The organism is Asticcacaulis tiandongensis (assembly GCF_006475605.1).
In the GTDB taxonomy this organism is placed as follows: Bacteria; Pseudomonadota; Alphaproteobacteria; order Caulobacterales; family Caulobacteraceae; genus Asticcacaulis; species Asticcacaulis tiandongensis.
In genome coordinates this window covers 1,182,377-1,204,013 of sequence record NZ_SSBC01000010.1, presented here as the reverse complement: position 1 = coordinate 1,204,013, position 21,637 = coordinate 1,182,377, and the positions used below count along the sequence as shown (strand labels likewise).

Annotated in this window: 26 protein-coding genes and 1 tRNA gene; 12 read left to right on the top strand and 15 right to left on the bottom strand. The window is 55.9% G+C overall.

From position 1 onward, the window contains the following. Positions 1-46 precede the first annotated feature (46 nt). Positions 47-853 (bottom strand): tRNA glutamyl-Q(34) synthetase GluQRS, encoded by an 807-nt coding sequence (gluQRS, locus tag E5201_RS09925; RefSeq protein WP_140985863.1) that lies wholly within the window; start codon positions 851-853, stop codon positions 47-49. A gap of 191 nt (positions 854-1,044) precedes the next feature. Here gluQRS and E5201_RS09920 point away from each other — a divergent pair, with 191 nt between their 5' ends. Beyond that, positions 1,045-1,605 (top strand): HNH endonuclease, encoded by a 561-nt coding sequence (locus tag E5201_RS09920; RefSeq protein WP_140985862.1) that lies wholly within the window; start codon positions 1,045-1,047, stop codon positions 1,603-1,605. 8 nt (positions 1,606-1,613) lie between these two features. Then, positions 1,614-1,919, top strand: coding sequence for a hypothetical protein (locus E5201_RS09915; RefSeq protein WP_140985861.1), 306 nt, complete (start codon positions 1,614-1,616; stop codon positions 1,917-1,919). Between the two features lie 14 nt (positions 1,920-1,933). On the opposite strand, the gene E5201_RS09910 is transcribed toward E5201_RS09915, so the two are convergent. From E5201_RS09910 to E5201_RS09900, 3 genes are all read right to left on the bottom strand, one after another. After that, positions 1,934-2,488, bottom strand: a complete 555-nt coding sequence (locus E5201_RS09910) for a demethoxyubiquinone hydroxylase family protein (RefSeq protein ID WP_140985860.1) — start codon at positions 2,486-2,488, stop codon at positions 1,934-1,936. Then, positions 2,485-3,054 (bottom strand): disulfide bond formation protein B, encoded by a 570-nt coding sequence (locus E5201_RS09905; protein ID WP_140985859.1) that lies wholly within the window; start codon positions 3,052-3,054, stop codon positions 2,485-2,487. Before E5201_RS09905 ends, E5201_RS09910 begins: the two co-directional genes overlap by 4 nt. Before the next feature lie 89 nt (positions 3,055-3,143). After that, on the bottom strand, positions 3,144-3,590 hold the full coding sequence (locus E5201_RS09900) for a YqaA family protein (protein ID WP_246050552.1): 447 nt from the start codon (positions 3,588-3,590) through the stop codon (positions 3,144-3,146). A gap of 364 nt (positions 3,591-3,954) precedes the next feature. On the opposite strand from E5201_RS09900, the gene E5201_RS15080 reads away from it, so the two are divergent. Continuing rightward, positions 3,955-4,239 (top strand): GFA family protein, encoded by a 285-nt coding sequence (locus E5201_RS15080; RefSeq protein ID WP_342774723.1) that lies wholly within the window; start codon positions 3,955-3,957, stop codon positions 4,237-4,239. Positions 4,240-4,361: 122 nt separating this feature from the next. Here E5201_RS15080 and E5201_RS09890 read toward each other — a convergent pair whose 3' ends face one another. Then, on the bottom strand, positions 4,362-4,805 hold the full coding sequence (locus tag E5201_RS09890) for a GFA family protein (RefSeq protein ID WP_140985857.1): 444 nt from the start codon (positions 4,803-4,805) through the stop codon (positions 4,362-4,364). Between the two features lie 202 nt (positions 4,806-5,007). On the opposite strand from E5201_RS09890, the gene cobS reads away from it, so the two are divergent. The 4 genes from cobS to E5201_RS09870 all read left to right on the top strand — a co-directional run bounded on the left by cobS (position 5,008) and on the right by E5201_RS09870 (position 9,926). Further along, positions 5,008-6,015 (top strand): cobaltochelatase subunit CobS, encoded by a 1,008-nt coding sequence (cobS, locus tag E5201_RS09885; RefSeq protein ID WP_140985856.1) that lies wholly within the window; start codon positions 5,008-5,010, stop codon positions 6,013-6,015. 110 nt (positions 6,016-6,125) lie between these two features. Then, positions 6,126-8,006: a cobaltochelatase subunit CobT gene (gene cobT, locus E5201_RS09880; RefSeq protein WP_140985855.1), complete on the top strand. Its 1,881-nt coding sequence runs from the start codon at positions 6,126-6,128 to the stop codon at positions 8,004-8,006. Between the two features lie 4 nt (positions 8,007-8,010). Then, positions 8,011-8,946 (top strand): esterase-like activity of phytase family protein, encoded by a 936-nt coding sequence (locus tag E5201_RS09875; RefSeq protein ID WP_181404589.1) that lies wholly within the window; start codon positions 8,011-8,013, stop codon positions 8,944-8,946. Beyond that, positions 8,943-9,926 carry a helix-turn-helix domain-containing protein gene (locus tag E5201_RS09870; protein WP_140985853.1) on the top strand — a complete coding sequence of 328 codons (984 nt, stop codon included), beginning with the start codon at positions 8,943-8,945 and terminating at the stop codon, positions 9,924-9,926. Before E5201_RS09875 ends, E5201_RS09870 begins: the two co-directional genes overlap by 4 nt. Positions 9,927-10,545: 619 nt before the next feature. Here E5201_RS09870 and E5201_RS09865 read toward each other — a convergent pair. The 8 genes from E5201_RS09865 to E5201_RS09830 form a co-directional block, all read right to left on the bottom strand. After that, positions 10,546-11,013 (bottom strand): GNAT family N-acetyltransferase, encoded by a 468-nt coding sequence (locus E5201_RS09865; protein ID WP_140985852.1) that lies wholly within the window; start codon positions 11,011-11,013, stop codon positions 10,546-10,548. Between the two features lie 63 nt (positions 11,014-11,076). After that, positions 11,077-11,373 (bottom strand): 50S ribosomal protein L28, encoded by a 297-nt coding sequence (gene rpmB / locus E5201_RS09860; RefSeq protein ID WP_140985851.1) that lies wholly within the window; start codon positions 11,371-11,373, stop codon positions 11,077-11,079. A 246-nt stretch (positions 11,374-11,619) separates the two neighbouring features. Next, on the bottom strand, positions 11,620-12,123 hold the full coding sequence (locus tag E5201_RS09855) for a CarD family transcriptional regulator (protein ID WP_140985850.1): 504 nt from the start codon (positions 12,121-12,123) through the stop codon (positions 11,620-11,622). Positions 12,124-12,459: 336 nt separating this feature from the next. After that, the gene (locus E5201_RS09850) at positions 12,460-13,131 is read right to left on the bottom strand and encodes a trimeric intracellular cation channel family protein (RefSeq protein ID WP_140986119.1); all 672 of its coding nucleotides are present in this window, start codon (positions 13,129-13,131) and stop codon (positions 12,460-12,462) included. Between the two features lie 32 nt (positions 13,132-13,163). Then, positions 13,164-13,505 carry a ferredoxin FdxA gene (fdxA, locus tag E5201_RS09845; RefSeq protein ID WP_140985849.1) on the bottom strand — a complete coding sequence of 114 codons (342 nt, stop codon included), beginning with the start codon at positions 13,503-13,505 and terminating at the stop codon, positions 13,164-13,166. Between the two features lie 215 nt (positions 13,506-13,720). Beyond that, complete coding sequence (locus tag E5201_RS09840) at positions 13,721-14,008, bottom strand: RNA-binding S4 domain-containing protein (protein ID WP_140985848.1); 288 nt, start codon at positions 14,006-14,008, stop codon at positions 13,721-13,723. A 15-nt stretch (positions 14,009-14,023) separates the two neighbouring features. Next, on the bottom strand, positions 14,024-15,145 hold the full coding sequence (locus E5201_RS09835; RefSeq protein ID WP_140985847.1) for an arabinan endo-1,5-alpha-L-arabinosidase: 1,122 nt from the start codon (positions 15,143-15,145) through the stop codon (positions 14,024-14,026). Between the two features lie 162 nt (positions 15,146-15,307). Next, positions 15,308-17,737 (bottom strand): helicase-related protein, encoded by a 2,430-nt coding sequence (locus E5201_RS09830; RefSeq protein ID WP_425456576.1) that lies wholly within the window; start codon positions 17,735-17,737, stop codon positions 15,308-15,310. Between the two features lie 262 nt (positions 17,738-17,999). Here E5201_RS09830 and E5201_RS09825 point away from each other — a divergent pair. After that, positions 18,000-18,076, top strand: a tRNA-Arg gene (locus E5201_RS09825). Positions 18,077-18,363: 287 nt separating this feature from the next. Here the strand turns inward: E5201_RS09825 and E5201_RS09820 are convergent. Together E5201_RS09820 and E5201_RS09815 are read right to left on the bottom strand one after the other, a co-directional pair. Then, a complete protein-coding gene (locus E5201_RS09820) occupies positions 18,364-19,251 on the bottom strand; it encodes an ImmA/IrrE family metallo-endopeptidase (RefSeq protein WP_140985846.1) in 888 nt (295 codons plus the stop codon). Next, a complete protein-coding gene (locus E5201_RS09815) occupies positions 19,248-19,571 on the bottom strand; it encodes a helix-turn-helix domain-containing protein (protein ID WP_140985845.1) in 324 nt (107 codons plus the stop codon). Before E5201_RS09815 ends, E5201_RS09820 begins: the two co-directional genes overlap by 4 nt. Positions 19,572-19,705: 134 nt before the next feature. On the opposite strand from E5201_RS09815, the gene E5201_RS09810 reads away from it, so the two are divergent. From E5201_RS09810 to E5201_RS14800, 4 genes are all read left to right on the top strand, one after another. Then, complete coding sequence (locus E5201_RS09810; protein ID WP_140985844.1) at positions 19,706-19,945, top strand: DUF2188 domain-containing protein; 240 nt, start codon at positions 19,706-19,708, stop codon at positions 19,943-19,945. 91 nt (positions 19,946-20,036) lie between these two features. Further along, on the top strand, positions 20,037-20,318 hold the full coding sequence (locus tag E5201_RS09805) for a hypothetical protein (RefSeq protein ID WP_140985843.1): 282 nt from the start codon (positions 20,037-20,039) through the stop codon (positions 20,316-20,318). Positions 20,319-20,419: 101 nt separating this feature from the next. Then, on the top strand, positions 20,420-21,076 hold the full coding sequence (locus E5201_RS09800) for a hypothetical protein (RefSeq protein ID WP_140985842.1): 657 nt from the start codon (positions 20,420-20,422) through the stop codon (positions 21,074-21,076). Beyond that, positions 21,069-21,215, top strand: a complete 147-nt coding sequence (locus E5201_RS14800; RefSeq protein ID WP_181404588.1) for a hypothetical protein — start codon at positions 21,069-21,071, stop codon at positions 21,213-21,215. Before E5201_RS09800 ends, E5201_RS14800 begins: the two co-directional genes overlap by 8 nt. The last annotated feature ends 422 nt before the right edge of the window (positions 21,216-21,637 follow it).

Here is a 21,637-nt window from a genome sequence, read left to right as displayed (position 1 = left end):
CTAAAAAGCCGTCCGGTCATTTGATCGGGCGGCTTTTTTAATGCCTTTATTCGGCAGGGGTTCGGGCAATCAGGGCTTTGATATCCGTAACGCTGAGACCCTCATGCCGGTAGTCGCGCAGGGATTTTGAGCCTTTGCGTTTAGCAAGGCGTCGGCCCTGATCGTCCAGTAAAAGCGCGTGGTGTGCATAGGTGGGCGTCGTAAAGCCAAGCAGGGCCTGTAGCAGCACCTGCGTGTGGGTAGCGTCATAAAGATCAAGGCCGCGGTGGATGTGGGTTATGTTCTGACGGGCGTCATCGACCACCACCGCCAGATGATAGGCGACGCCGACATCCTTGCGGCCCAGAACGACATCGCCATTAACGGCGGGATCGGCTTTTTGCGGGCCTTTGTGAAGATCAGTAAAGGACAGGGCGTCGTAAGCTGCACCCAGAAACTCACGCGCGGCCTCAAGTGACAAACGCCATGCCGGTTCAGCGCTGTCTGAAGGTGTGAAAGCTGTGTCACCGGCCTGAGGCGCGCTTAAGGCGGCTTCGGCCTGTTGCTTGCGGGTGCGGTAATCAGCATAGACCAGACCAGAGGTCTTGAGCTGCTCAAGGGCTGTCTGATAGTCAGCTAAATGGTCACTTTGGCGCAATACCGGCTGCGGCCACTCAATGCCCAGCCACGACAGGTCTTCGTATATGGCCGCTTCAAATTCAGGGCGGCAACGGGTGTGGTCGATGTCTTCGATACGCAGAATAAAGCTGCCCCCATTGGCTTTGGCTGCTTCAAAAGCGGTTCGGGCCGAAAAAGCATGACCCAGATGCAGGAAGCCCGTAGGGGAGGGCGCAAAGCGTGTGCGGTAAGACATGGTCTGATCTGTAAAACGCCTGAGACGGACGGACAAGATCAAACGGCGTCACCAAAAATTCACTGTTTCTTTTTGCGTGAATCGGGTTCTTAATCACGGTGTGGATAAATTCCGGTCAGAAGGAGCTTCGTCTTCAGCTACGCTTGTCCCGACACACCTCATGATGCACGCGACTTTAAGGGGAGCGCATTATGAGGATATTGAAAAATCCCCCTTCTGACCGGCGGGCACTGGTTCTGAACGCCGATTTTCGTCCCTTGTCCTATTATCCCCTGTCCACGCGACCGTGGCAGGAGGTCATCAAGGCGGTTTGCGAAGAACGTGTCGATGTGGTGTCAACCTATGACATCGAAATCCGATCGCCGTCGATGAGCCTTAAGCTCCCCAGTGTTATTTCGCTTAAAACCTATATCGATCAGAACCGGCCACCGGCCTTTACACGCTATAATGTGTTTTTGCGGGATCAGTTCACCTGTCAGTACTGTGGGGCCCATAATGATCTGACCTTTGATCATGTGCTACCGGTATCTCAGGGCGGACGCTCGACATGGGCCAATATTATCACCGCCTGTTCGCCCTGTAATTTGCGTAAAGGGGGAAAAACACCCCAGCAGGCACGCATGGCCCTGAACCGCCAACCCCACAGACCCAGCATGTATCAGCTTCAGGAACTGGGGCGGCGTTTCCCGCCGCATTATTTGCATGAAAGCTGGGTCGATTATCTGTATTGGGATACGCCATTAGAGGCGTAAGGGGCGACATGGGCCAGCGTATAGGATTTGAGCCGGATCGGCATCGCTTTGGTGTGGTCGTTTTTCAGAACATGGGCGCACAGCTTGAGCGCTTAAGTCAGGCACTGGAAACCGCCCTGAACGCGCGGGTGACGCATCGGCGCAAGGGCTGGTTCGGGCCGAAGTCGCACGTGCTGCATTTTCATCAGCAGGACGCGGGGCTCACAACCTCGAAAGCCGGTGACGCCGAGCTTGATATATCGTCGATGGATGATGAAACCCGCGAGACCCTGCATGAGATGCTGCATCAGGCCGAAGATTTCGACCGGATTTAATGCACTGTTACGGGTCAGATTTTTTCACTGAGCTTGATCGCCACGCGGCAGCCGGTTTTGATGACGGCGGTCAGCAGCGGATAGAGCGGGGCGTCGTGCGCGCCTTCGTTGACGGCATGATCGTGGTGGCGCAGTTCGTCATCACGAAACTGCGTCAGCTGGGCCGACAGTTCGGGATCGCGGTTCTGCGTTTCTGTAATCTGTTCGGCATAGTGATCGGCAATAACACTTTCGACCGCTTCGGTGCAGGCATGGGCGGCCTTTTCACCGAGCAACGCCGTACCAGCTCCAAGGCCCAATGCCGCCAGACGCCATACCGGCGCAAAGGCCGTCGGGCGGATATGTTTTTCGCGCAACAAGGTTTCAAAGCGTTGCAGGTGGATGTCTTCCTCGCCCTCCATGCGCTTGAGGTCTTCGCTTAAGGCGCGGTTGGGTGTGGCGGCGAACACGGCTGCCTGTGCGCGATAGATATGCACCGCCGCCAGTTCACCGGCATGATCAACGCGCAGGATTTCATGCAGGCGGCGCTCGGTTTCCCCCTGACCGGGGCGTGACGGGTTCGCACTCATGATTTGCCTTTCAGATAAGCCTGATTCTTAAGATAAGCTTGGCGTTGCGACAGGCGGAAAAACAGTTGCAGGCGAAGGGACGCGATCAGGCTGAGGATCGCCAGTGTACCAGAAATAATAGCGTTCCAGGCGGCCATACTTAGGCCAAGGAAGGTCCACGCCACCACATCGCATTGCGGGGCCTTGATTTCGGCCCCGGAGAGCATGGCGGCAATGGAGTCGATGCTGACATCGGTGCTGGCGCCCGAACAGGTCGCGGGTAAGGCCCACCAGTGCTGTTCGCCACCGGCATGGAACAGGGCAATGGCCGCGCCGGTGGCAAAGACCGCAAACAGGACAAAGGAAAACACCCTTGGCGGGCCCTTGGCACCGGTAAAAATCGCCCAGACCGTGGCCGTCAGGGACACACCGGTGGCAATCCAGTAAAGGTCACGCTGTTTAAGACACAGATAACAGGGGTTGAGATCGTCAAAGGTCTGAAAGGCATGGGCAATGCCCAGAAGCAGCAATGAGGCAATGAGGGCGACGACCGACCACCAGCGGCTGAAAAAAAGCACGGCTTTCATAGGACGATCATCACCCGAAATCAGTTTGCGAAACCGGCGTCACTTTATACCGGACGGCGCAAATGGCAATGTCTCAGGGCCGGTTACGCTCAGATAAACTTCATGATGACAATGCCAAAGACGATCAGCAGGGCAACGCCGATCATCACGCTGTTCAGGCGTTTGTCCATCAGGTCGCGTGCCTGTGGGCCAAAGCGCTTGAGCAGATAAGCGGTCAGGTAAAAGCGCACGCCACGGGTAATGACCGAGGTAGCAATGAATGCCCCCAGCGAAAACTGCGCCAGACCGGCCGGAATGGTCACCAGTTTGTACGGGATCGGGGTAGCGCCTTTGAGCAGGATAACCCACGTGCCCCATTGGTTAAACAGGTGCTGGAAGTTGTTGAGCGCATCGGGCTGCCCCATCCATTTCAGCATATCCAGCGCGAACGGGGCCAGAAAATAACCCAGCGCATACCCGAACAGGCCCCCGAGCACTGATCCCAGCGTACAGATAAAGGCCAGCGTATAGACACGGTCAGGCCGGGCCAGCGCCATAGGCACCATCATTACGTCAGGCGGGACGGGGGAAAATGAACTTTCGGCGAAGGAGATACTGCCCAGTACATAATCAGCGTGTGGCTTGGCGGCCTGTCTTAAAGTCCAGTCGTAAAATGGGCGGAACAACGCTGTTTACCTTAATAAATTCAGATATCTGGGCTAAAGGGGTATATGGCCCTGAATGTTGGGAGTGCAATAGCAGGTGTCGGTATTTTTGTCGCTTCACACCTTGTACGCAGTGCGAAACAATTGCGTAAAATAATGGGGCGGAAAAATGACGGGAAATGCTGCTGACGTATATTTGCCTGTATTTATGTCAGGTGTGACTAATATGCCTGTTCTGTGAGGCGGAGATAAGTTGATGAGCGATATCAGAAGCGGCGGGTGTCAGTGCGGGGCGATACGGTTTCGTGTAGAGGGAGATTTGGGAAAGGCGTCTATCTGCCATTGCCGGATGTGCCAGAAAGCCTTTGGCAATTTTTTCGCACCTCTGGTCAGTGTGCATGAGGGGACGCTGTTCTGGATAAAGACAGAACCGAAGCGGTTTCAGAGTTCCAATCACGTCCGGCGAGGGTTCTGTGGTGACTGCGGCACGCCCCTTACCTATGAAGCGCCTGATGGCCTAGCTGGCGATTGCGGCGTTTGATGAACCCGCAGATATTGCACCGGTCATTCAGTTTGGCACCGAGGGGAAGCTGCCTTATGTCGATGATTTGCGGGATTTACCATCGCGCACCACGCTTGACGACCTTGCGGCCGCGCCTTTTCTCAGTGAGGTGATAAGCTTCCAGCATCCGGATCGGGAATATCCGTAAGGGGATAAGCCTCAAAGACTTCTTGGCCAGTCATGACGGGTGTCTCATTGGCGAGATCGTAATAGGCGGGTTTCTCGTCGATGAAAATCTGCTTCGTGACCAACATACCTGAGGCTTTGGTGAACAGGCCAGCACCAATCGTGTGGAAGCCATCCGTTTTCATGCGGTAATAAAGATGTGTCCCGCAGTGTTTGCAAAAGCCGCGATCGGCCCAGTCCGAGGAACTGTAGTCGGTAATATGCTCACGGCCTTCGATAATAAGGTCTGAGGCTTTAAAGCCGATAACAAAGGCCGGACCGCCGGCCCAGCGGCGGCACATATCGCAATGGCAGACTTCGATTTCTGTGTGGTCGGGCGCGGTCAGGGTAACCGAACCGCAAAGGCAACGTCCTTGCATGGGAACTCCGGTGCTTAAGGGGGCAATTGCGTCAGTCAGGGATTGTGACGGGTAAGGCTGCGGCATAAGGGCGCGAAAGACAATAGCCAACCAAAAGGCAGGGCTTTTTTATGCCTTGGGGCTTGTGTAATCGGCCCGCAGGTTTTAGCTGATGCCTGAGTTTTTTTAGCCGGAATGTTTTCCGTTCGCAGAAGTTTGCCCTATGTCCGTTATTACCTCTGATACCCTGACCGATCCCTTACTGGGCCTGTTGCCCGATAAGAAAGTGACTGTGCGCGAAGCCTTTGGCGTCGATTCAGACATGCTGGTGCCTGCCTTTTCGGTGCGCGATGATCATGTGCCGGAAATCGACGACAGCTACCGTTTTGATCCACAAACGACCTTGGCGATCTGTGCGGGCTTTGCCTATGACCGCCGCGTCATGGTGCAGGGTTTTCACGGGACGGGGAAATCAACCCATATCGAACAGATCGCCGCCCGCCTGAACTGGCCACTGGTGCGCGTCAACCTCGATAGCCATGTATCGCGGATCGATCTGATCGGTAAGGATGCCATTGTCCTGAAAGACGGTCAGCAGATAACCGAATTCAAGGAAGGCATCCTGCCCTGGGCGTTGCAACGGCCTGTGGCGCTGGTGTTCGATGAATATGATGCGGGTCGTCCCGATGTGATGTTCGTCATTCAGCGTGTCCTTGAGGCACAAGGTCGTCTGACCCTGCTCGATCAGAACAAGGTCATCCGTCCGAACAAATTCTTCAGGCTGTTTTCCACGACCAACACCATTGGCCTGGGGGATACGACCGGCCTTTATCACGGTACGCAGCAGATCAATCAGGGCCAGATGGACCGCTGGTCGATTGTCACCACGCTTAATTACTTAAGCCACGAGGCTGAGGTTGAGATCGTTTTGGCCAAACTGCCGGAATTCGATACCTCTGAGCGCAAGCCGCTCATTGAGGCCATGGTGCGGGTGGCTGACCTGACGCGCTCGGCCTTTGCCAATGGCGATATTTCCACCGTCATGTCGCCACGTACGGTAATTACCTGGGCGCAGAACACGCTGATCTTTGGCAATGACCCCGAAGTCGCCTTCCGCCTGACCTTCCTTAACAAGTGTGATGAACTTGAGCGGCCGACACTGGCTGAGTTCTATCAGCGTAGTTTCGGTACGGACGTTAAGGAATCGGCGCTGAAAGTTAAAGTCATCTAATGCCTTCTCCCCTCGGGGAGAAGGTGGCCGACAGGCCGGATGAGGGGCTGTCACGCGACCCCTCACCCTACCCCTCTCCCCGAGGGGGAGAGGGAAGCAGGAAGAAAAACATGGCCAAGCCCGTCACAGTCTTATCCGAACCGTTCCGTAAGGCGCTGATCCATTCGACCCGCGCTCTGGCCGAAGACGCCGAACTTGAGGTGGTGTTCGGCCCCGATGGTCCGCGTCTGGAGGGTGGTAAGCTGATCCTACCCAATCCGCCACGTGATCTGAATGCCAAGCTGTCGGCGCAGGTGCGCGGTCAGGCGGATCGTCTGGCGCTAAAGGTGGCGCACCATGATGCGGCTATCCACAGCCGCGCCCGTCCGGCAGATGCCACCAGTGCCGAAGCCTTTGACATCCTTGAGCAGACGCGCCTTGAGGCGTTAGGCGGGCGGGCTTTCGGGGGCGTGCGCCAGAATCTGCGGGCCGCGCTTCAGGGTGATCTGGAACGCAGCGGCCTGACGCGCAAGGAAGAAAAGACTGAGCTTAATCTGGGCGATATTCTGGGCCTGATTGCGCGTGAAGTCATGACCGGCGATCCGGTGCCCAATGAAGCGCAACGCGTGGTCAATCTGCTACGTGACGAGATCGAAGAGAAGACCGGTACGCGCCTGACCGATCTGGCGGCGTTGATTGCCGATCAGAAGGCCTTTACGCAAAAGGCGCGTGAGGTCTTGCGGGCACTTGATCTGACGGATGATTCTCAGGACGCGGAAGACGAAAAGAAAGATCAGGGCGAGGAGGAAGACTCGTCGCACGGCGATGATCCCTCCGTTGATTCCGAAGACAATACCGAAGATGAAAACGGCGACTCCACGCCTGATCAGGAAGACCAGCCGACCGGTGGTGAGGATCAGCCTCAGGAAGCTGAGGAAGATTTCACCCAGATGTCGGGCGATCCGCAATCGGTGTCCGACGCCAGTGCCGATGAGGCGATTGACGGTGAGGCCACACCATCGCAAACCGGTGAGGGCGCAGAAGCCGAGCGGGTGCGCCGCGACTATGAGGTCTATACGACCGAATTTGATGAAATCATCACCGCCGAAGAGCTGTGTGACCCCGAAGAACTGCAACGTCTGCGCGGTTTTCTTAATCAGCAACTGGCCAGCCTGTCGAATGTGGTGGCCAGACTTGCCAACCGCCTGCAACGCCGTTTGATGGCGCAGCAGAGCCGGTCGTGGTCGTTTGACCTTGAAGAAGGCGTGCTCGATGCGGCGCGTCTGGCACGGGTAGTGATTGATCCGTCAGCGCCTTTGTCGTTCAAGCAGGAAAAAGACACCGAGTTCCGCGACACAGTGGTGACACTGCTGCTGGATAATTCCGGCTCCATGCGCGGGCGTCCGATCATGGTCGCGGCCATCTGTGCTGATGTGCTGGCGCGGACGCTGGAGCGTTGCGGCGTTAAGGTCGAGATTCTGGGCTTTACCACCAAGGCGTGGAAGGGTGGTCTGGGGCGTGAAAAGTGGGTGCGCGAAGGCAAGCCTGCCGCTCCGGGGCGGCTCAATGACCTGAGGCACATCATCTATAAGGCGGCGGATAATCCCTGGCGTCGGGCCAACAAAAACCTTGGGCTGATGATGCGCGAAGGGCTTTTGAAGGAAAACATCGACGGCGAGGCCTTGCAGTGGGCCTATGGGCGTCTGTTGGCTCGGCCTGAGTCGCGTCGTATCCTGATGGTGATTTCCGACGGTGCGCCGGTCGATGACAGCACCTTGAGCGTCAATAGCGGTCATTATCTGGAAAACCACCTGCGTAAGGTGATCGCCGAGATCGAAGGTGCGGGACGGGTCGAACTGGCGGCTATCGGCATCGGCCATGATGTAACGCGCTATTATCGTCGCGCCCTGACCTTGATTGATGTTGAGCATCTGGGGGGGGCGTTGATAGAGAAGCTGGCGGAACTGTTTGATGAGAAAACTGCACAGGCTCCGCGTGGGCACAGGCGTTAGGCTCATGCGTGTTGCAGGGGGGCTTATCGCACTGGGATTGTTTCTGGGCGGCTGTGCCGGTGCGGAACCGCGGGCCTATGATGCCTCCGCAACCTTGCGCTTTGAGGCGATAGAGGTTTCTGACCCTGAGGCCGGTGAACGGGCCCGTTTGCGGTCGGCCTATATGCTGAAGCCTGAGGGGACATCGCATTTTGCCGGCCTGTCCGACCTTTTGGTGCACCCTAAGGCAGATGGTTTGCGCATCGAGGCGATCAGCGACTTTGGTGATCATGTGGCGTTTGATTTCAGGCCTGAAGGGCCTGTGGCCCTTGAGATCGGGGTGCTAAAAGATGCCGCGCTGAAACCTTTTGGTAATAAGACCCTGAGTGACGCCGAAGACATGGCGGTCGATCCTGAAACCGGCGATTATTATGTGTCGTTTGAGGGCAATCACCGCGTCATGCGCTATGCCGACGGATTGGCAGGGCCGGGGGAGGTGCTGCCTTTGTCGGGCTTGCCGAAGTTCCCTGACAATCAGGGACTTGAGGCCCTGACGGTTCATGGGCGTAATCTGATCATCGGCGCGGAGACAGGCGGATTCTGGCGCTGTGGTCTGACGGATTATGTGTGCCGTCAACTCAAAGGCTTGACCACGCCGGGTATGGGCTATGCGCTGGTGTCATTGGCCCCTTTGGGCGAAACCGACGACCTGCTGGCGCTTTATCGTTACTATACGCCGTGGACGGGCGCACGCAGTGTGTTGCGTCGCCTTGAGGTGGACGGTGATAGCTTGCGTCTCAAAAAGACCATCCTGACGATCAAGCCGCCTTTGCCGCACGATAATTACGAAGGCGTGGCGGCGGTGAAAACCGATACGGGCTATGATCTTTATCTGCTCAGTGATCCGATTGGCGATGGGCCGACGCGGCTGCTGATATTTGATTGGGCGTCAGGCGGGTGATACAGGTTCTGGCCCCCGCTACGGCTGCCGCTATGGTGATGTTGTCGCTGTTGATCTGGCAGGGCAAGGCGCTATTCGGCAAACGGGCTTTTGTGTTGTCCATGAGCGTCGGGGCGCTCTATTTCCTTTATTCAGCCTATCCGGAAAACCTGAGGTTCCTGTTTCCGCTGCTGTTGTCGGGGCCTTGGGTCTGCAACTATGCGGCACGGGCCGGTTTCGATATTCGTCAGCGCCCGCAATGGGTCGATGCCTTGCTGCTGGTGGGGCTGATCGGTGCCGGAAGTCTCGGCTTCTGGCCGTTGAACCTCAAGGCAGCGCAATGGGTGTCGCATCTGCTCAGTTTTTATCTGTTTCTGGAATTGCCGGTACTGGTGTGGCGGGGCTTGCCGGATGATCTGTTGCGCGGGCGGCGTCTGGCGCGGTTTATCGTTCTGGGGTTTGGGGCCGTGTTATGCAGCCTCATGGCCATTGGTGCGTCCCTGAAATGGCAATGGATGCTACCGGCAGGGGCAATCCTTACGCTGCTGATGTGTTTTTCGGCGGTCGCCTTCGATCATGAATGGCGGCGTAAGCTGGCGGCGGAGGATGCGCCTCTGGATCAGCGCGGGCAGGTGATCCTCGGGCGACTCAGGCGGGAAATGACCGAAGCCTATTGTGACCCGCAACTAAGCCTGTCGCGGCTGGCGCAGCGGCTTGAGGTGCCTGAGCATCATCTGCGGCGGGTCATACATGTCGGCGAAGGCTATGGCCATTTCAGCGCCTATCTCAATCACTATCGCATCGAAGCCTTTAAAAGGCGGGCGGATGAGACGGCGACCATCCTCGAACTGGCGCTGAGTGTCGGTTATAATTCGCTGTCGGCCTTTAACCGCACATTCAAGGCAACCGAAGGCGTGACCCCCAGCGCCTTTCGTGCCGCGCGTACAGCGAAGACGAGCGATACACAGGTCGCCACCCCGACAATACCCAAAGGCACATAGCTGACGGGCCAGAAAGTACCGGCGGCCACCGAAGCCAGCACCCCGATAAGGCCGGTCATACGAAAGGCATGTTCGGCCGGATTAAGCCAGCGCCTGAAGCTTTGGGGCAAAAGAGTGCGGCCCACATCCCAGCCGCCATAAAGCGTCATTGATCCCAAGGTGGCATAGACCAGTGGCTGCGCCCAGTTAACGTCACCGCCCTGTTGGATCAGCCAGAAGGTCACGCCGCTTAAGGCCAGCAGACCGACCGCTGGCCCAAGGTCAGGCAGGTTGCGTCCGCGATTTTTCAGCTTCAGCGCCCGAAAGGAGGCCCACATCTGATAGGCCACCAGAACGCTGACGCCCATCAGGTCAAGCTTGCTGCGAAACAGAAAGGCCCCGATCAGGGCGCACAGCGTGCAGAGACCAATCAGCCCATAGGCCACCCAGCCTGTACGCCTGTGGCTCTGCGTGCCTTTCGGGCGACTGAGGATAAACAGACCGACTAACAGGGTGAGGCTGCCGGAAAGAATATGGGTGGCGATGTTGAGGCTGTGGAGGTCGGGCATGACAGGTTCCTGCGTGAATGACAGGGCCTGTGTCGGGCCAAATAGTGCGAGCGGCTTGCCGGTTTCAGAAATCAGTCAGGCTGTAATTGCTTTTCGACGGCATAATTATGGATGGCGACGCCACCCACCTCAAAGTCACGGCGGTGCAGGCAGGTGAAGCCCTGACGCGTGAAAAAGGGTAGGGCAACTTCGCTGGCCTCGGCATAGAGACGCGTCAGGCCCTGAGTTAAGGCAAAGGCTTCGGTGCGCTGATAAAGCTGTTTGCCTATGCCTGTGCCGGTCACTTCGGGGGCGGCATAGAACAGGTCAATGTGGCCGTCCATCTCAAGATCAATGAAGGCAATGGGTTCCGTTGTTACGGCCACAAAACGCCAGCGGTTTGTCATCAGCGCCTCAAGACGCGCCGCATCCGGTGCCAAGGCTGTCCATGCGGTGACCTGTGCCGGACTATAGCTGCGCGGGCCGGTAACCCTGACCGCACGGTCATAGATTGCGCTTAAGCCTTCGGCGTCACTGGATTGATAGGGACGAATGTGCATGACAAAAAACCCCGAGACCAGAGGTTTCGGGGTTTTCTATGTGTTCGGCAAAAGCGACTAAGCTTAGGCTGCGTTTTGTTCAGCAATCTTAGCTTTGATCTGCTTCTTCAGGCGACGGGCGCGCAGAGACAGCTTTTCATCAGAAGCCTTGACCAGAAACGCATCCAGGCCACCTTTGAAGTCCAGCGTGCGCAGGGCAGCGTTGGTGATCTTCAGGCGGAACGACTGGTTCAGCGCTTCGGATTGCAGAGCGGTTTCACGGAGCGAGGGCAGGAAGCGACGCTTCGTTTTGATATTTGAGTGGCTCACGCTGTGGCCGACGAGCGGGCCAACACCGGTGAGTTCGCAACGACGCGACATGGGATCCACCTTCGGATAAGATAAATGACAAACGAACGCCTGTAACAGGTACAGCGCTCAGGAGGGGCGTTCTATAGGCAAAGCCAGCCAAGCCGTCAAGGACAAAAACACCGTAAGGCCTTGGAAAGACTCTGAACTGAGCGGATGATTTACGCCTGTCTGCGCTGAAGGCGCGAGAAGGCGAAAAAGCAAAGGCCCCCTGAGGTGACTCAAGGGGCCTTAGGTCGTTTTTAACCGGCTTTTCTCTTAGGCCGCCTTGATGAGCGACTTGTTGAGAATGGCGACGGCGGCGTCACGATCGATCTTTTCGATCGCGGCGACTTCGCGGGCCATACGATCGAGGGCCGATTCGTAAAGCTGACGCTCGGAATAGGACTGTTCCGGCTGATTTTCGGCACGGTGAAGGTCGCGAACAACCTCGGCGATGGAGACGAGATCGCCGGAATTGATCTTGGCTTCATATTCCTGAGCGCGACGCGACCACATGGTGCGCTTGATGCGGGCGCGACCCTTAAGGGTCACGAGCGCCTGAGACATGACGGCTTCGGCCGCCAGATGGCGCAGACCTGCAGTCTTGGCCTTTTTGGTCGGTACACGCAGGGTCATTTTTTCATGATCGAAGGTCACGACGTACACTTCAAGCGTATAACCCGCCACTTCCTGACTTTCGACGGCGGCCACTGTGCCGACGCCATGCGCCGGATAAACGACCTTATCACCAATGGTAAATTCCAAAGCAGATGTCGACATTGCGATCCTTTCGCTAAAGGCAGGGCCAGAGCAGGTGTCTGTTTCGTATCAATGTCTGGCGGTAACCCGGCAGACGCACAAAAAAACGATGTCCCGATATTGAGGCGGGTCATCGTGTGCGCAATTGAAGCGAAGCTAAGACAATCCTGTCATCCGACCTTTGTCGAAGGTGCTGTCCGGTCAAGAAGGTCGGGCAGACACTTAAAAGATGAATATAGAAGCATGGGCCAGTCAGTGAGTCGCGCTAAAAGCGTGTGGATGACTCAGGGGCGTTCCCATCTAACGACACCTTAATATCACACTTTTGCGAAAAAACAAAGCGTCCACATCGGATTTTTAACTGAGCTTATCCTCGTGTGGGCTTTCGTGCGGTGACTTTTGCCCGAAGCTTGGCAGGTGCAGGCCATAGACAATGGCCACTGCCCGAAGGGCGAAGGCAGCGCCGAAACCGGCCAGGCCGGCAGGCCAAAAGGATAGTCCGACCAGCCGTAACCCGACGAACAGGCCTGCGCCCAGTATGGTAGCGCTGATATAGATTTCACGGCGTACGATGAAATTGGGTTGTCCGGCCAGCACGTCACGAATCACGCCGCCGAATATGGCGGTAAATATCCCCATCAGCATGGCCGAAAAGGGATGCACCCCAAGGCTTAAGGCCTTAGCGGCCCCGACTACGGAAAAAGCGGAGATGCCCAGCGCATCAAGCCAGGCCAGAGCGCGAAAGCGCCAGTTGAAGCCCGCGAGAAACCATGCCAGCAGGGCAATGCCAAGGCAGACCATGATATAGCCCGGCCGCTGCACCCAGAATACCGGCGCGTCGATCAGCAGGTCGCGCAAGGTGCCGCCGCCGACACCCGTGATGGCGGCAAAAAATCCGAAGGTGATAATATCCTGTTTGTGGCGCGCAGCGACAAGCGCGCCGGAAGCCGCAAAAACGGCTACGCCGGCATAGTCAAGCCACAGAAGGGCGGTGTTCAGGGCTTCGACCGGATTGTCGGTAACAGGCAGCACGGCTTACCTCTCCTAAAAGCGGGGGAGGGTTATTTACCATCTCCGGGATTTTCAGAGAAGTATTTCTCGAACTTGCCTTCTTCGCGCTCAAACTCTTCGCGGTCAGCCGGTGGCGTGCCCTTGACGGAGATGTTTGGCCACACGCGTGAGTATTTGGCGTTGACATCAAGCCATTTGCCGTCCGGCTCGTCCTCAGTATCGGGCTTAATGGCGTCAACCGGACATTCAGGCTCACACACGCCGCAGTCGATGCATTCGTCCGGATTAATGACCAGAAAATTCTCGCCTTCATAGAAGCAGTCCACGGGGCATACTTCGACGCAATCCATGAACTTGCATTTTACGCAGGGGTCAGTGACGATATAGGTCATCGGAACTCTTGTTAGCCTGAATGGGCCGACCAAAGCGGACGGACTTAGGACAATAAAAAACAGACGCGGAGTAAACCATCGTGGAAACCGTTCAGGCAACGCACGGTGAATTATCGCATGGTTTCAGTGGGCGTCATGACTTTTGATCACTGTCCTGTCAAGGCATAAAGCCTGTGGCAAATGGTCATTTTTACTAATGGGTGCGGGTTGAATAATTACGAGGCGGGCTGATTATTGAGATTGTAAAGCATTCGCGCTTCGGGGGCGGGGCCGCGACGTTCCCCCATATCGACAATCGTCAGGTCAATCAGTCGGGCCCCCAGCGCAAAAATCAGCCGGTCATCAGCCCTTAGGGTAAATCCTGCCTTGGTTAGGCGCGTTATCTGGCCAAAGCGTTCCAGACGTATGGTGCCTGTGTCGATGAATTTGGCCGACAGGGCGCGGGTTTTGAAAAACCGCGCCCGCCACAACCAGATATCTGCCCGACAGGTCTCATCGCTCATGGATAGAATGATACATCAGTCTGCGATAACTGGCCAGTCATCAACCCAGTTCAGGTTCTTGATGAACAGATAGGGCAGGCCGTTCTGCGACAGGCGGCGGGCATGGAAAACAATCAAGTCTTCGCTGCCGCTCAGATAGACATGCTGGCCACCGGGGCCGCTGTACAGGCTGTTGCCCTCAAGCAGTAAGGTCCCGCCGCCCGCCGTCAGCGCCGTGCCGTTCTTGTCAACGAAGGGGCCTGTGGCTGAGGTGCCGCGCCCGACAGTGATCTTATAGGTGCTGTTAGCGGCATTGGCCTCACAGCAGAAATCCCATGCGGTGAACAGGTAATAGTAGCTGCCGCGTTTGACGAGTGAAGGCCCTTCGATGGGGTTGTGGGTCACCGAAGGGGCGCGTCGCGCCAGATGCGTGGCGGTGCCAGCCTTAAGCATCCCTGTCGTTGGTTCGACCTCGCGCTGATAGATGCCGTTCCAGAAGCTGCCGTAGCTAAAGTAAATCTTGCCATCTGTATCAACGAAGATGTTGGGGTCGATGGCGTTGAAATTGTCACTGGTGCTTGAGCGCAGAACCATGCCCTGATCTTCCCACGCGTAATCCGGACTTGTGCGATCAAGCGTCTTATTGGTCGCCAGCCCCATCGCGGAGATATTCGAGCCAAAGCTCGAGACGGAATAATAGAGGTGATATTTTCCGTTGAAATAGCTGATGTCCGGCGCCCAGGTCAGGGTGGCGTTAGGCACTATACCGCTGACCCAGGACGGCATGGTGGCAAAGACAAATCCGCAGCGTGTCCAGGCTACCTTATCGGTTGAGCAGCGAATCTCGACAAAGCCGCCTTCGGTGGCGCTCTTGTCGGTATGGAAGACGTAATAGGTACTGCCCTGTTTGATAATGGCCGGATCATGAACGAAATCCGTAGCGCCGGTCAGGCTGTAGCTGGCCAGTGGCCCGCTCAGGGACGAGGATGACGACGAGGAGGATGAAGCGCTGCTGCTTGAGCTACTTGAACTGCCACCGCCGCCGCCTCCGGAACTTCCGCCCCCGCCCCCGCCCCCACCCCCGCAGGCTATAATAGTCAGACAGAACAGACTGGCCATGCCAGTGAGTAACAGGCTTTTTGAGGTAATGTTTGACATTTTAAGCGTCCCTGCGGTGACTTTTTATGCGGATCAGGATTAATTCTCCGCTTTATTGTCAGACATTTATGCACGGGTTTGCGCTTTTGAAAAGCGAAAAGGCGACCGTTTCCGAACGACGCATGTCATTTCGGCTGTTAAAAGTTTGCAATACGGTGCGGTTTAACCGTCCCGCAATACCGCAAAGGGGGAGTAGGGGTTTATATAGGCGGGAGCGGCCTGTGCCGCCTTTGGCTTTGGCGCATGGCGCGGTCGCCAGCCGGTGCGCTCATCGCCCTCACCGATCTTAAGTGGCGGGGTTTTGACAAAGCCCAAAGCGTTCATAAGCCGATCCTGAGCGACTACGCCGGATTTAAAATAGGTCGCGCCCTTATGGAAGCGGCCTTCGGAAAAGGCCTTATCCAGTTCCGTCAGGGCTTTAAGCGACACCGCCCCATAGCCGTCGATGATCACGCGCCCCTTAAGACTTTGGGCACGCTGAGGGTGATCGGCCGCACGGGCAAAGGGCTTCATCTGAGCATGCGGTAGTTTAGGTAATATCCAGACAAACCGGTTGGCATGAACCCCCAGACCCTTAATCAGTTTCCGCTCTTCGGGGCTGAGTTTCAGCGCCTCGTTGCGTCGCGTGATGCCGCCGTTTTCATACAACTGATAGGCGATGGCGCGAACATTGGCCGGTGTTTTTTCGTCGTGCGCCGCGCTAAACAGGCGATGCAGGGGCTTCAGGGTGTGGATCATCTGCTGACGCACAAAGTCGGTCAGTCGTTTCTGTGCCGTCTGCTGCAAGGCCGTGTGGTCAATGTCGCACAACAGCCTGACCTTAGGGTTGAAGTAGTCCGACGGCTCTATGCGGCCCACAGCCGCGCCTTGCCAATGGATCTCTGCGCCGCGCAGCCTGAAGGCCTTTGAGGGCGCATGCGCCAGTTCGTTCAGACGTTCCTTAAGGATCGGCATGACCGCGCGATGGGCGGCCTGACGGATGGCCTTGTCCTCAATCAGGCTTTCACCGCTGCTTTGGGTGAACATCAGACCGTTTAACTGACCGACGCTCTGGCCCTCAAGGAAGACCTCGCCGGTTTCACTGATTTCCGGCTTGGGTTCCTCAAAGGCATTCAGCGCCTTAAGCAGTGCGCTGGTGCGCTGATCGACAAAGCGCTTCATTAGGGCTTCGTGCAGGGCGTCCGACAGGCGCTCCTCAAGGTCACGTGTGGCGGCGCGCCAGTGTTCCGGCGTCTTCAGCCAATTCGGGCGGTTGGCGATATAGGACAGGGTGCGCACGCCGCTTAAGCGCCCCGAAAGCGTATCGATATCACCATCCATATGGTTGAGGTGCATCAGCTGTTCGTCGAACCAGTCATGCGGCACAACGCCTTCGGAACTGAGGCGCGACCAGAACAGAAAGCTGACGGTTTTCAGGAATTCATCGAGCGACACCTTGCGGAAGTCCGGCAACTGACAAACTTCCCACAGGGTTTTAAGCGTGACCGGATTGCGGGCCTTAAAAGCGATATCCTCGTCCTGGCTGAGGTGGCGCAGGGCCTTTTCGTCCAGCGCTTCCTTGGCCAGTCGCAAGGACGGGTGCGGTGAGGGGCGGGTCAGGCTTTTGAGCAGCTGTTCAAGGCTTGAAAAATCAAGCTCACGGTTGCGCCACTGGGCGGCATCGATACTCAGGAAGCGGTGGTTTTCAATGGCCTCCACAAGGTCTTCGTCCATTTCAGGACAATCGCCGGTGACCCCGAATGTGCCTTCATTGGTGAAGCGTCCGGCGCGACCGGCAATCTGGGCGGCTTCCTGAGGCGTGAGCGGCCGCACGCGTTTGCCGTCAAACTTCGACAAACCGGCAAAGGCTACATGCTCGATATCCATGTTCAGCCCCATGCCGATAGCATCGGTCGCCACAAGGAAATCGACCTCGCCACGCTGAAACAGGTCAACCTGAGCGTTACGGGTCTTGGGGCTTAAGGAGCCCATAACCACCGCCGCGCCACCGCGTTGGCGGCGGATCAGTTCGGCAATGGCATAGACCTGCGCGGTTGAAAAAGCGACAATGGCGGAGCGTTTCGGCAGCCGCGTCAGCTTGCGCGGCCCCGCGTACCGGAGTTGCGACAGGCGCTCACGGAAAATGATCTCCGCATCGGGAAACAGATTGCGGAACAAGGGCGCAAAGGTGCCCGCGCCCATAAACAGCGTTTCTTGCCGACCGCGGGCGTGCAGGAGGCGGTCAGTGAACACGTGGCCGCGTTCAGTATCGGCACAGAGCTGGATTTCATCGACCGCGAGAAAATCGACCTGCCGCTCAAGCGGCATGGCCTCAACCGTACAGACAAAATAGGATGGCAGGCGCGGTATGATCTTTTCTTCGCCGGTAATCAGGGCGACGGCATTGGGGCCTTTTTGTTTAACCACACGGTCATAGACTTCGCGCGCCAGAAGCCGCAGCGGCAGGCCGATCATGCCGGTGCCATGCCCCAGCATCCGCTCAAGGGCATAATGGGTTTTGCCGGTATTGGTTGGCCCCAGAACGGCCACAAGGCGGCCAGTGTCTTTGGCGGGACGCGGTAGGGCCGCAGAAGGGGAAATCAGGTCAGGCACAGCTGATATGTAGCCACGCAAAGGGGCTTTGGGAAGGGCAGATCGGCGGGGCGGATTGAAAGATTAACGGCTCAGGTCATATGTGCGGAACGACATGGAAACGAATCATGACCGAATCAGTGACATCGCTAAATTCTGATTCTGTTCTATACCATATGTAGGGGTAAAAGTCCACGTTAACCATACAGGCTGATTTCTCGGTGCAAAAGCCGGTTCAGGCCTTCTCAGGCGTGGCGGGATTATGCTAGAGCCATAGAGCGACGGCCCCTTAGCTCAGCCGGATAGAGCAAGGCTTTCCTAAAGCAGAGGTCGGGGGTTCGAGTCCCTCAGGGGTCGCCAGTCATTGTCCATTCCGGATAAGACAGGTCGTTTTTCCGGATAAGACGTGTCGATTCCCGGACAATCCTGAAAATCTTTCAAAGCTGCATATTGGCTTAACGGGATGGCGGCTCAGATTAATCGGCTGCTGTTGGCCCAATGCGGAAGTATCCCACGGGAATGGGCGGCAAAAAGCGGACAGATAATATTCCAACTGCTGGAACGCTACGTTATCCTTCCCTCTTTGATGCTACCCATAGGACTGTGAAGTTCTTAAAGTTTTGGCAGGCCGATATACAAAAGTAGCCTCATCGAAACCTCATCTTGTCGAGCAAGTCCATCTCGCCTTCCTCTTCAACACGGTAGAATCTTGTAGGCCTATCGTCCAACATTAAGAGGGATAGCGAAAAATCGTACAGTTCAGCAAAGATAGTGAATTCTTCAACGGGTTCCGCAAGCCAAACGCCAGGCCCGTGCTGCATACGTCCTTCGCCATCCAACAGCGCTGCTGGGGACGCCGCCAGGGAGGATATCGGTATTTCTACTGGTGCACCGGCTGTTCGAAAGAATGCGCCTGATTTCAGTGCGGCCTCACTCGACCGCGACCACAGAATATAACCGTCGCGGGCTACGACCAGAACCGCACGCTTCTGTGTGTAACCTAACCAGCGGAGCGTAGCAGCCACAAGAGAGACCCCGTACCGTGCTGCGCACGCTTTTATTTCATCAAGGTCAATCCTGTCGTTGTCAGGAATTTGGCGACGGTAATCGTCAAGCGGCATGAGAATATTCGACGCGAAAACGTTTGCTTGGTGTTCGATTTGGCCATAATCCGAATCCCAACGCACAATGTCTTGTTGTCCACATCGCAACCCATCAGGGAAAGCGGTACGGTGGAGCAAGTAATGACCAAACTCATGTGCTAGAGTAAAATTAATGCGCCCTTTCGAACGGATGCTGCTGTTATAGATAACTGCCCAGCCTTTTCGGTCAGAGGACAGCCTGTAAAGAGCGCCCTCAAAGCCAGGCAAATCTTCTCCCACGATCCTGACAATCGGCTCATCGCCAAAGCGTTGACGTGAATAATCCTGCGCGAAAGTAATGATGTCTACAGGGAAACGATCCGTCCCATAAGCGGCATTCAAAACGTGTGTTAGTTCAAACGCCCAGCGCTCCGGTCCATTTGAAGCGGTCATTCATCATCACCTAAGACATCGAGCATACGCCGGATTTTTTCTTTGGTGGTGGGATCCATCTCCCGATACTTACGAAAAAAAGCGTTGTCAGTTGCGTCTTCGACCTTAATAGCGTCTGTAGGGTCAATAAGATAATCGGCGGTGACGCCCAATACCGCAGCGATCTTGCCGATTTTCTCCGCCGAAGGTCGGGGCGGGTTTTTATTTTCCAGTTCCCAGATATAGCTCTTACTCGAATCTGACAACTCGGCGAGCCTATCAAGGGTATAACCCTTCGCTTTTCGAAGGTCGCGGATTTTTTCGCCTAATGGCGTGGCCACAGATGTCTCCATTTAAAATGAAATTAAGTTCAGAGTAGCGATACATTACGTCCTTGACAAGGCGAAAGGCGTTCACCATATTTGTTCGGAGTAGCGATACTTTTTGTTTTTAGCAGCCATAAAGGAGAGTTCTCATGGCAGGCAAAAAAGGTCCCGACAGCCATCATGTCGTACCCAATGCTGGTGGCGGCTGGGACGTGAAGCGCGGAGGCGGTGAACGTTCTTCTGGCCATTTCGACACAAAGCGTGAGGCTATCGATTACGGCCGGCAGGTAAGCCAAAACCAGAGGACGGAGCTTCGCATCCATAATCTGGACGGCCGCATCGCTCAAAGCGATAGCCACGGGCGCGATCCGAACCCGCCGAAGGGCTAACAGAGCGGGGTCGCATTCGCGGCCCCATTTCTCAACGACAAACAGACGCAATTAAGCGCTGGCAAAAGAAGACATCAGAAGGATAGTGCACATGGCTAACAATCTTCACATTTCATATGATTTGTACGCACCCGGACAAAACTATGAGAAAGTTATCGCCGAAATTAAGACGCTAGGGGGCTGGGCCAAAATCCACAAATCGTATTGGTATGTCAATTCGACCCTGACGGCCTCGCAGGCTGTGACGCGCTTGTGGGCGGTTATGGACAGGAATGATTCTGTTTATGTAGTGGATGCTACGAACAATAATGCCTCATGGCAGAACGTCTCAGATGAAGTCGCGGAATACATCAGAAAGAATTGGGGTTTGTAGCCTCAACCATGATTCAATCTATGGTGTCACGGCGGCGCTTCTAGCTTGACATGCTTACGGCCTATCATGAAGCTTAGTGATGACAAAGCCGGAGTAAAGTGTTGGCTAAGTTCAAGTGGAAGCGACCTGTGCAGCAGGATGTCGTAAGGAAAGAAGCGGACGATAAACACAAGCTCAGGCTTCAAGAACTGTATGATCGACACGAGGCCGACGGCTGGAAGATAATTGCTGCGAACCACGATGCCTTTGACAAGCAGGTGCTTACGCTATCAACGGCATTTCTCGCTCTCTCCGTGACGTTTTTGAAAGACATCATCAAAGCTCCATCTACCGCTCAATTGTGGTTACTGTACGGATCTTGGATCGCCTTTGGCGTGGCTGTGACGGCAACAATGTTTTCGTTCTTGATCAGTAATCAGGCAGTGAAAAGGCATATCTACTTCTGCGAACAGTGGTATCTTAAGCAGGACAAAAAGTTTGAAAACAAACGGAGCCGGTGGAACAAAACCTTGGCTGTTGTGAACTGGTCATCAGCGATCGCGTTTTTCTTAGGCATTGTGCTGACAATTATCTTCTGCATTGGAAATGCAGGTTATACTCAGAAGAAGGTAGCCGAAACGCCAAGTGTCCAAAGGCCTCAGGTGGTGTTCGAAATGCCGAGTGTCGTTGCGAATTCGAAAGTAGATTTAATCATCGAGGCGAGTCAAATACAGTCTGACTCCCAGTCCAGCATAGGAGGGGTCGAATCCCATGAGTGATGAAAATTTTCTGCCGGTTGATCCTTTGCAAAAGGCAATTGATGCGAGGAATATGACGCCAATTCCAGAAGAAGCGTCTCCGCCCCAGCCGACCACGCCTCAAGATCCACCGCCAACTATTATTAACGAAGAGGAATAGCATGAGTTCCGGTTACCAGGAAAAAGGCGGCGTACCATCCCGACCGATGACACCCCCGCCGCCGCCGGCACCACCAGCAAAGAGAGGAAAGACACGTGACTGAACGGAAAATTGCGCAAGACGGTATGCCGGCCCGTTTAATGACGCCCGCGCCGGCACTTCCGCCTCCGCCCCCGCCCAGTCCGCCTGCTGCCAAGTCACTTCCTCAGAAGGGGAAGTAGATTGAGTAAAAAGCCTACATTCATTGGAAACGGTGCGTTCCCGCCGAAAATGACCGCTGTACCGCCACCGCCACCGCCACCGCCGAACTCTAGGAAGAAATGACCGCGCCATCAGGTCATCGGCATGTCAGCCAGCATCTGACAGTGGTTTGCTTTCGATGCGGTTGGGCCACACCTAATCACAAGTTCCAGTTTTAGTGA

Coding starts and splice junctions, on each gene's coding strand:
- gluQRS (WP_140985863.1), bottom strand. CDS start 853: ATGTCTTACCGCACACGCTTTGCGCCCTCCCCTACGGGCTTCCTGCAT.
- rpmB (WP_140985851.1), bottom strand. CDS start 11,373: ATGTCGCGTCGTTGCGAACTCACCGGTGTTGGCCCGCTCGTCGGCCAC.
- fdxA (WP_140985849.1), bottom strand. CDS start 13,505: ATGACCTATATCGTCACTGACCCCTGCGTAAAATGCAAGTTCATGGAT.
- E5201_RS15080 (WP_342774723.1), top strand. CDS start 3,955: ATGAGCGATATCAGAAGCGGCGGGTGTCAGTGCGGGGCGATACGGTTT.
- E5201_RS09820 (WP_140985846.1), bottom strand. CDS start 19,251: ATGACCGCTTCAAATGGACCGGAGCGCTGGGCGTTTGAACTAACACAC.
- E5201_RS09840 (WP_140985848.1), bottom strand. CDS start 14,008: ATGAGCGATGAGACCTGTCGGGCAGATATCTGGTTGTGGCGGGCGCGG.
- E5201_RS09915 (WP_140985861.1), top strand. CDS start 1,614: ATGGGCCAGCGTATAGGATTTGAGCCGGATCGGCATCGCTTTGGTGTG.
- E5201_RS09900 (WP_246050552.1), bottom strand. CDS start 3,590: ATGGCGCTGGCCCGGCCTGACCGTGTCTATACGCTGGCCTTTATCTGT.
- cobT (WP_140985855.1), top strand. CDS start 6,126: ATGGCCAAGCCCGTCACAGTCTTATCCGAACCGTTCCGTAAGGCGCTG.
- E5201_RS09805 (WP_140985843.1), top strand. CDS start 20,037: ATGGCTAACAATCTTCACATTTCATATGATTTGTACGCACCCGGACAA.
- cobS (WP_140985856.1), top strand. CDS start 5,008: ATGTCCGTTATTACCTCTGATACCCTGACCGATCCCTTACTGGGCCTG.
- E5201_RS09810 (WP_140985844.1), top strand. CDS start 19,706: ATGGCAGGCAAAAAAGGTCCCGACAGCCATCATGTCGTACCCAATGCT.
- E5201_RS09920 (WP_140985862.1), top strand. CDS start 1,045: ATGAGGATATTGAAAAATCCCCCTTCTGACCGGCGGGCACTGGTTCTG.
- E5201_RS09855 (WP_140985850.1), bottom strand. CDS start 12,123: ATGTCGACATCTGCTTTGGAATTTACCATTGGTGATAAGGTCGTTTAT.
- E5201_RS09875 (WP_181404589.1), top strand. CDS start 8,011: ATGCGTGTTGCAGGGGGGCTTATCGCACTGGGATTGTTTCTGGGCGGC.
- E5201_RS09890 (WP_140985857.1), bottom strand. CDS start 4,805: ATGCAAGGACGTTGCCTTTGCGGTTCGGTTACCCTGACCGCGCCCGAC.
- E5201_RS09905 (WP_140985859.1), bottom strand. CDS start 3,054: ATGAAAGCCGTGCTTTTTTTCAGCCGCTGGTGGTCGGTCGTCGCCCTC.
- E5201_RS09865 (WP_140985852.1), bottom strand. CDS start 11,013: ATGCACATTCGTCCCTATCAATCCAGTGACGCCGAAGGCTTAAGCGCA.
- E5201_RS09835 (WP_140985847.1), bottom strand. CDS start 15,145: ATGTCAAACATTACCTCAAAAAGCCTGTTACTCACTGGCATGGCCAGT.
- E5201_RS09910 (WP_140985860.1), bottom strand. CDS start 2,488: ATGAGTGCGAACCCGTCACGCCCCGGTCAGGGGGAAACCGAGCGCCGC.
- E5201_RS14800 (WP_181404588.1), top strand. CDS start 21,069: ATGAGTGATGAAAATTTTCTGCCGGTTGATCCTTTGCAAAAGGCAATT.